The organism is Phocaeicola faecicola (assembly GCF_013618865.1).
Lineage (GTDB): Bacteria > Bacteroidota > Bacteroidia > Bacteroidales > Bacteroidaceae > Phocaeicola > Phocaeicola faecicola.
On the sequence record NZ_JABSOE010000061.1, the window covers coordinates 22426 to 30351 of the forward strand.

7 protein-coding genes and 1 tRNA gene are annotated in these 7926 nt (G+C 46.8%); 3 read left to right on the top strand and 5 right to left on the bottom strand.

Translation table 11 applies throughout. The annotated features are described in order from the left end of the window. Positions 1–17: 17 nt before the first annotated feature. From H3001_RS14910 to H3001_RS14920, 3 genes are all read right to left on the bottom strand, one after another. On the bottom strand, positions 18–620 hold the full coding sequence (locus H3001_RS14910; protein WP_181215356.1) for a hypothetical protein: 603 nt from the start codon (positions 618–620) through the stop codon (positions 18–20). Then, the gene (locus H3001_RS14915; RefSeq protein WP_181215357.1) at positions 605–1120 is read right to left on the bottom strand and encodes an NAD(P)H-dependent oxidoreductase; all 516 of its coding nucleotides are present in this window, start codon (positions 1118–1120) and stop codon (positions 605–607) included. Before H3001_RS14915 ends, H3001_RS14910 begins: the two co-directional genes overlap by 16 nt. A gap of 201 nt (positions 1121–1321) precedes the next feature. Continuing rightward, positions 1322–2362: a mannose-1-phosphate guanylyltransferase gene (locus H3001_RS14920; protein WP_181215358.1), complete on the bottom strand. Its 1041-nt coding sequence runs from the start codon at positions 2360–2362 to the stop codon at positions 1322–1324. Between the two features lie 308 nt (positions 2363–2670). On the opposite strand from H3001_RS14920, the gene H3001_RS14925 reads away from it, so the two are divergent. Together H3001_RS14925 and H3001_RS14930 are read left to right on the top strand one after the other, a co-directional pair. Further along, positions 2671–3399 carry a class I SAM-dependent methyltransferase gene (locus H3001_RS14925; RefSeq protein WP_181215359.1) on the top strand — a complete coding sequence of 243 codons (729 nt, stop codon included), beginning with the start codon at positions 2671–2673 and terminating at the stop codon, positions 3397–3399. Positions 3400–3494: 95 nt separating this feature from the next. Next, positions 3495–4922 carry a carbon starvation CstA family protein gene (locus H3001_RS14930; RefSeq protein ID WP_181215360.1) on the top strand — a complete coding sequence of 476 codons (1428 nt, stop codon included), beginning with the start codon at positions 3495–3497 and terminating at the stop codon, positions 4920–4922. A 195-nt stretch (positions 4923–5117) separates the two neighbouring features. On the opposite strand, the gene hisS is transcribed toward H3001_RS14930, so the two are convergent. Further along, positions 5118–6482, bottom strand: coding sequence for a histidine--tRNA ligase (gene hisS, locus H3001_RS14935; protein WP_181215361.1), 1365 nt, complete (start codon positions 6480–6482; stop codon positions 5118–5120). 114 nt (positions 6483–6596) lie between these two features. Beyond that, a complete protein-coding gene (locus H3001_RS14940) occupies positions 6597–7277 on the bottom strand; it encodes a zinc metallopeptidase (protein ID WP_181215362.1) in 681 nt (226 codons plus the stop codon). A 375-nt stretch (positions 7278–7652) separates the two neighbouring features. On the opposite strand from H3001_RS14940, the gene H3001_RS14945 reads away from it, so the two are divergent. Then, a tRNA-Lys gene (locus H3001_RS14945) sits at positions 7653–7725 on the top strand. Positions 7726–7926 lie beyond the last annotated feature (201 nt).

Sequence of the window (7926 nt, forward strand, 5' to 3'; positions counted from 1 at the left end):
CAGATGCGGGAGAAAAATCATTCTATCTCAGTAGTTTTCATCTGTTCCCGACTTACGTTGAACTTCTTTCCGTACCCTATCCAGTAACGGGTGGAAGCCCATATGAAAATCCGCTTGCAGAGGGGCATGGTGGTCTGGATGCTCCGGTAATTGCCGGTTGCCATGGAACGGGCCAGTTGCTTGATGGCCCGGATAGCCATATACCTGAACGGTGTCCTTAAAATGGCTTCTCCACTTCCCAACGACAGGGTGGAACCTGTCCGGTAACCGTTCTTCCGGCAGAAGAACTGTATAATCCGGAGTGCTGTATCATTTTGTTGAGGCTCAAGAAAACCGCAATTGATCAGTACGGAGATTACGGGTTTTCGGACTGGAGGATGGGCTTCCAGATATTTCAGAAAGGCCAATAGACCGGAAGGAAGTGAGTCGGCATATAGTGGAAATACCAGTAGCAGTTCCTGACAGTCGGACAGCCGTTCGCACAGTGCCGCATGATTGGTTTTGGAGACAGCGAAGTATTCGGCCGGCGCCTTGCAGTGCTTGATAAAAATCTCTGCATATTGTCTTGAGTTCGATTTCGGAGCCCTCGGGCTACCGTTCAGTATCATGATCTTTCCCATTTTCCGATGATTTGCTGAGCAGTTTCATTCAATCTGTCTGCTGTGGTGAAAATAATGTCATAACTCTCAAAGTTCATGTTCTTGGCGTTCCGGCCGACCAGCTCCCTGAAAATCTCCTGCTCTTCCGGTGACAAATCTCCATAAGCCAGTATGGTGGCTTTCTTGAGACGGGGGTTACGGTGTATATGATGTGTCTCGTTCTGGTGAATACGGATGAAGGCCTGTTGTACAGGAATCGCCCGTTCAAGCATGGTTTTCATAGGAACATCATAGCTGCCATATACTACACGGCTTATGTAAAGTACGGTATCACACTTTGCAATGGCGGTATATACCTGCGGGGCATCGTCATGGATGACACATTTGCCGGGAGTCCGTGTCCAGCAGCCAAAGCATCCAACACAGTGGGCTATCTTCAGTGAAGGCAAGTGGATATACATGACGGATTCACTGTCATGAAAACTGCCGGTAATCGGATAGTCAGTTATTATAAGTCTCATTTGTGTCGCTGTTAAGATTACATATAATGGTATCGGGCTGTTGACCCTTCCACATATTATAAAACAACGGTTTTCTTTTAAATGTTCAGGGCAGCTTCCGTTACGGACTGTCTGATAATAAGTAACGCCTTTCCTGCTCCGCTTTATTCAGTCGGAACAGGAAAGGCGTTACCTGCCATGCTTTTGAATGTATGTATATTTTCAGGAGTACTTCTCTCCGAATTTCATTTCTGCATCGTTGACAAATTTCCGGATTTCATTCGGATCATCTTTCTTGCAGATAAGCAGGATGTTGTCCTGTGCAGTCACGAGGTAGCCGTCCAGGTCCTTGATGACAGCCAGTTGGCCTTCCGGCATGAGAATAATGTTGTTCTTGCAATTATACAGCAGCGTATTGCTGTTTACAATCACGTTATGATTTGCATCCTTGGGTGAGGCATCGTACAATGCACTCCATGTACCCAGGTCGGCCCATCCGAAATCACAAAGTTGTACATATACATTTTCAGCCTTTTCCATGATGCTGTAGTCGATGGAGATGTTCGGGCAGGCAGAAAAATCAGGCCGGTTGCATTCAATCCGCGGACAGAGGTCCGACATAATCTTGTGGAATGCATTCAAGATGGTATTGACATGCCAGATGAATATTCCCGAATTCCAGTAGAACTCATTGCTCTGGACGAAGATTTCGGCAAACTCCAGTGCCGGCTTCTCAATGAAAGTCTTGACTTTGTAGAAGTCCTCCTCTTTTTCTTCTGCAATCTGTATGTATCCGTACCCTGTTTCCGGGCGGCTGGGTTTGATGCCCAGTGTGACCAGCGTGTCATGACGGGAAGCAAACTCCAGCCCTTTCAGTATGGCTTTCTCGAATTCCTGCTGTTTTAAGATCAGGTGGTCGGAAGGAGCCACTACGATGGTCGCATCAGGATTGATTCCCTGTATGACATGCGACGCATAGGCAATGGAAGGAGCCGTATTCCTTCTTTCTTCCTCTATGATGAGCTGCTTTTCACTGATTTCCGGAAGAATCTGCAGCACAAGGTCTTTATAGCTTTGATGAGTCGTAATGAAGATATTCTCCTGTGGAATGAACTGCTTGTACCTGTCGAATGTTTGTCTTAATAAGGTCTCCCCCGTTCCGAAGAAGTCCAAAAATTGCTTGGGTAACTTTTTTCGACTATAAGGCCAGAAACGTCGTCCCATTCCGCCCGCCATGATGATGCAGTAATAGTTATGTGTCATGGTAAATTCGTCTATATTGATTGCTGATGCTAAGATAGTCTTTATTTTGCAAGTGTATCCTAGAAAAGTTCTTAAAATAACCAATCGGATGTCAAAAAAATTACCCAACTGTATGCTCCGGTGCCGGCAGGAAGCTTGCCTGTTGGGCTTCTCTCTCCGGATATCCTTATCCAGGTGCGCTATTTTATAACCGATCTTTCAGCGTTTTCATACAGTTTTTGCTAACTTTGCAACACTTTGAACAAATTATCAATAAGGAAGTTACATACATTACTTGTTTAACTGCTATTTTAATATAATTCGTAAATATGAAGACAGATTTGCTGACACCGGACAAAGATCCGATGGGAAAGGCCATACACGATTATTTCACCAAGCATCGCGCAGGGCGGTTGCGGGTATTTTCTTCTCAGTTCGATGAAGATGAGATTCCGGTAAAGGACTTGTTCCGTACTTATGACGATATGCCGGAACTGGAGCAGAAGGCTTTGGACCTGGCAGAAGGAAAGGTTTTGGACGTGGGTGCAGGAGCCGGTTGTCACTCGCTGGCCCTGAAGCAGGCCGGGAAAGAATGCCTGGCGATCGATATCTCGCCACTGTCGGTAGAGGTAATGCAGGAGAGGGGAGTGGATGCCGTACAGGCCAATCTGTTCGATCCGCACTTCTGCGGTCAGTTTGATACCATTCTGCTGTTGATGAACGGCCTGGGAATTGTAGGAAAACTCAAAAACCTGGCAGACTTTTTCCAGCGCATCAAGCAACTGCTGCGTCCGGGCGGATGTGTCCTGGCCGATTCCAGTGACCTGCGCTATCTGTATGAAGAGGAAGATGGCAGTTTTGTAGTGAATCTGGCCGACGATTATTACGGTGAGATTGATTTCCGGATGCAATACCAGCAGGTGAAGGGAGATACTTTCGACTGGCTGTATGTGGATTTTGATACACTTTCCGCCTATGCTGCCCAATATGGGTTCCGTACCGAAATGGTACAGGAAGGACCGCATTATAATTACCTGGCGCGCTTGTCTCTGGCTTAATGCCCAGAGGCGGCTTGCCGTTACTTTAAGACAGCATCTTCATGATGGGACTATAAATTAATCATATTACTACAATACTTGAAAAACTCAACCGCATGATTACATTTACACTTTGTCTGTTTGCCCTTTTGATAGGCTATTGTACCTATGGGCGCCTTTGCGAGCGGATTTTCGCTCCGGATAACCGCATTACTCCTGCAATCCAGCATGCCGACGGTATAGACTACATGGTACTTCCGCCGTGGAAGATTTTTATGATTCAGTTTCTGAACATCGCCGGTGTCGGTCCGATCTTCGGTGCAATTATGGGAGCGATGTTCGGTACCGCTTCTTTCTTATGGATTGTACTGGGCTCTATCTTTGCCGGAGCCGTACACGATTATTTTTCCGGCATGCTCTCCTTGCGTCACGATGGAGAAAGCATTCCTGAGATTATCGGCCGTTATCTGGGACTGTCTACCAGGCAGGTCATACGTGTCTTTACCGTAATACTCATGATACTGGTGGGTGCCGTATTTGTGGCTTCCCCAGCCGGGCTGTTGGCCAAGCTCACTCCGGAATCACTTGATGTGACCTTCTGGATTGTCGTTATCTTTGTGTATTACATACTGGCCACCCTGCTTCCTATCGATAAAATCATCGGAAAGGTCTATCCGCTCTTTGCGGCCTCGCTCCTGTTTATGGCAATCGGATTGCTGGTCATGCTTTATGTCAAGATGCCTGATCTGCCGGAAGTCTGGGAAGGACTGGGAAATACACATCCCAAAGCAGAGACCACACCGATTTTCCCGATGATGTTCATTACCATTGCCTGCGGGGCCATTTCCGGATTCCATGCCACTCAAAGTCCGCTGATGGCACGCTGCATGCCCAGTGAACGTCAAGGACGTCCTATCTTCTATGGAGCCATGATTACCGAAGGAGTGGTGGCATTGATATGGGCAGCCGTAGCGACCTACTTTTTCCATCAGGACGGCATGGGTATCAGCGATGCCTCGGTAGTGGTTTTCGATATCAGCCGTGAATGGCTTGGTACTGTAGGAAGTGTACTGGCGATTCTGGGAGTAGTGGCTGCTCCGATTACCAGTGGTGATACGGCCTTCCGTTCGGCCCGTCTGATTGTTGCCGATTTCCTGAAAATGGAACAGAAAACCATCAAGCGGCGCCTGGTCATCTGTATTCCCTTGTTTGTCGTTGCCTCGGCTCTGCTGATATACAGCCTGCGTGATGCCGACGGCTTCCAGGTAATCTGGCGCTATTTTGCCTGGGCCAATCAGACACTCGCTGTGTTCACTCTCTGGACCATTACGGTCTGGCTGGCACGTGAAAAGAAAGGCCTCACCTTCCTCATCACCTGTATCCCGGCGTTGTTCATGACGGTGGTTTGTGCTACTTACATCTGCATCGCTCCGGAAGGTTTCCGCCTGGGACAGCAGGCAGTCCTGCCCGTCTCATTGTCTGCGCTGGTAATTGCTGCTGGATGGTTCTGGCTCTGGCGGAGAAAGCAGCAGAAAGAAAAATGATGAAATGTGAATCATCAGCCTGTTATACAGACTTCGCCCCTATACGGTTGACCACTCGTATAGGGGCGAATTTTATATCTTCTCCGAAACCTTTCCGGTTTGCAGGAGTTGATTACTTATCTTTTCTTTCTTGTCTTTCTTTTTGTGACCTTTGCTTCTCTGCGGGTTCTCAGGAAATTCATTCCCGTCCCTTTATCAGGCCTTCAGTGCAGCAATCAGTTCTTCTGCAGTCACCAGATCCTGTGTTCCGGTCTGCATGTTTTTCAGCATGACCTTGCCTTCATTCATTTCGTTTTCGCCGGCAATGGCTACAAACGGAATCTGTTTGTTGTTGGCATGGCTCATCTGTTTCTTCATCTTGGCACTGTCCGGATAGATTTCTGCCCGTATGCCTTCAGCTCTTACCTTGGCCAGTATCGGCAGAATGTAGTCGGCCTCTTTTTCTCCGAAGTTGACAAACAGGACCTTGGTGCTGTCAGAAGCTTCCTTCGGATACAGATCTAACTGGTTGAGTACATCGTAGATACGGTCGGCACCAAAGGAGATTCCCACTCCCGATACTCCGTCCATACCGAATACGCCGGTCAGGTTATCGTAACGTCCGCCACCGCTGATGCTGCCAATCTGTACATCCAGTGCCTTTACTTCGAAGATGGCTCCGGTGTAATAGTTCAGACCGCGGGCCAGTGTCAGGTCGAGTTCCACATCCGATGATATGCCCTGACGTGCAACCGTGTTCAGCAGGAATTCACTTTCTTCCACTCCCTTCATACCCGTCTCGCTGGTTGCCAGAATCTCTTTCAGGGTCTGAAGTTTTTCAGTGTTTGATCCGCTCAGCAGGATAATCGGCTGCAGTTTGTCGATAGCTTCCTGAGAGATACCTTTTGAAGCCAGTTCCGCATTTACATTATCCAGACCGATTTTATCGAGTTTGTCGATGGCTACAGTAATGTCGATAATCTTATCGGCCGCACCGATGATTTCCGCGATTCCGGTCAAAATCTTACGGTTGTTGACCTTGATGGAGATGCGGATACCGAATTTGCGGAATACCGTATCAATCATCTGTACCAGCTCTACCTCGTTGAGCAGTGAGTCACTGCCTACCACGTCGGCATCGCACTGGTAGAACTCACGGTAACGTCCTTTCTGAGGGCGGTCGGCGCGCCATACCGGCTGTATCTGGAAACGCTTGAAAGGGAAGGTGATTTCATCGCGGTGCATCACCACATAACGAGCGAACGGAACGGTCAGGTCATAGCGCAATCCTTTCTCACAGAACTTGCCTGCCAGTTTGGCAGCGTTGCGGCTCAACAGCTCTTCATCGGTGATACCGGAAAAGTAATCGCCGGAATTCTGAATCTTGAAAAGCAGCTTGTCTCCTTCCTCGCCGTATTTTCCCATCAATGTAGACAGGTTTTCCATCGAAGGAGTCTCGATTTGCTGAAAGCCATACAGGTAAAATACTTCACGGATGGTGTTGAATATATAGTTACGTTTCGCCATTTCTACGGGCGAAAAATCCCTTGTTCCTTTGGGTATTCCAGGTTTTGTTGCCATAATGAATCAAACTTTAGATTTTATGGATGCAAAAGTACACTAAAAAATCGAATAAAAAAACCAACCACCCTGAATAGCAGGTGGCTGGCTGCAAGTTTTTTATTTATAGAGAAATCACTCTCTGCGGTTCGTGAAAATGGTGATGTAATAAATCAGTGTCGCCAGCGAACTCAATGCGGCTACTACATAGGTATAGGCAGCTGCTTTCAGTGCATCCTGCGCTTGCGCATGGTTGTATGAGCTGGTAATGCCCGAACTTCTCAGCCATACCAGTGCACGGCGGCTGGCATCAATTTCCACAGGCAGAGTGATGAAACTGAACAAAGTAGTCATGGCGAACAGGCAGATACCTATCAGCAGCAGTTGTGGAAAAGTATTGACCATAAGGATACCGGCCAATAATACCCATGACATGATGCTGGATGAAAACTGAACGACAGGTACCAGTGCCGAGCGCATTTGCAGAGGAGCATAGGCGCGTGCATGCTGGATGGCGTGTCCGCACTCATGGGCGGCAACGGCTGCGGCAGCCACACTGCAGGTGCCGTAGACATCACTGCTCAGGTTTACGGTCTTATTGGTTGGATTGTAATGGTCTGTAAGACTTCCCGGAGTGCTGATTACGCGCACATCGTAAATGCCGTTGTCACGCAACATTTTTTCGGCTACCTCCCTTCCGGTCATACCGTTGTTGAGCGCCAGGCGGGAATATTTTTCAAATTTGCTTTGCAGACTGGATTGCACAATATAGCTGATAATGGCAATACCGATAAATAAAATCCAATAATACGTCATCTTTAAATTATTTTTGTTTCACAGAATAAGTAACAAATACTTTGCCAAAATACTAAAAAAGAAAATGAAATAAACATTCTTTACTAAGCTTTTGAAGATTATTAAGAAGCATTTGGATTTTCATGAACTTTTGTCAGTCTTTCTTTTCATTGTGCGGAGGGAAAGGGGATAGAGAGTACCGGAAAATATGACGGGTAGAAAAGCGGTCAAAACCGGTAATATCGGGAGTATAAATTGAAAAGAAGGCTAATTTAGCCACATTTTCTCATTTTATGCATGTTTTTTCATAAAAAATAAAGAATTTGTTTGGCCGTTTCAAAAAAAGGCTATATCTTTGCACTCGCAATCGGGAAATAACCGATGCGCAAAAGGATTGATTCGCTAGCTCAGCAGGTAGAGCACAACACTTTTAATGTTGGGGTCTTGGGTTCGAGCCCCAAGCGGATCACTCGATAAAGAAGCGACTGTCTCAAAGGGGTGGTCGCTTTTTTATTTTTACCGCCTTGCGGGATAAAATTGTTTGGGCTCAGTAGAAATTTAGTGGGGATAAATTTGTAATCTAATCGAATAGTTCTTTACTTTACAGCATGGAAAACGATTATTTGAGCATGTTGGCCAGTATTGTACTGCCCACACAGATATTGGATTA

Bases quoted from the DNA above. Each gene is read 5' to 3' on its own strand.
- H3001_RS14925 (WP_181215359.1), top strand. From the start codon at position 2,671: ATGAAGACAGATTTGCTGACACCGGACAAAGATCCGATGGGAAAGGCC.
- H3001_RS14930 (WP_181215360.1), top strand. From the start codon at position 3,495: ATGATTACATTTACACTTTGTCTGTTTGCCCTTTTGATAGGCTATTGT.
- H3001_RS14940 (WP_181215362.1), bottom strand. From the start codon at position 7,277: ATGACGTATTATTGGATTTTATTTATCGGTATTGCCATTATCAGCTAT.
- hisS (WP_181215361.1), bottom strand. From the start codon at position 6,482: ATGGCAACAAAACCTGGAATACCCAAAGGAACAAGGGATTTTTCGCCC.
- H3001_RS14915 (WP_181215357.1), bottom strand. From the start codon at position 1,120: ATGAGACTTATAATAACTGACTATCCGATTACCGGCAGTTTTCATGAC.
- H3001_RS14910 (WP_181215356.1), bottom strand. From the start codon at position 620: ATGGGAAAGATCATGATACTGAACGGTAGCCCGAGGGCTCCGAAATCG.
- H3001_RS14920 (WP_181215358.1), bottom strand. From the start codon at position 2,362: ATGACACATAACTATTACTGCATCATCATGGCGGGCGGAATGGGACGA.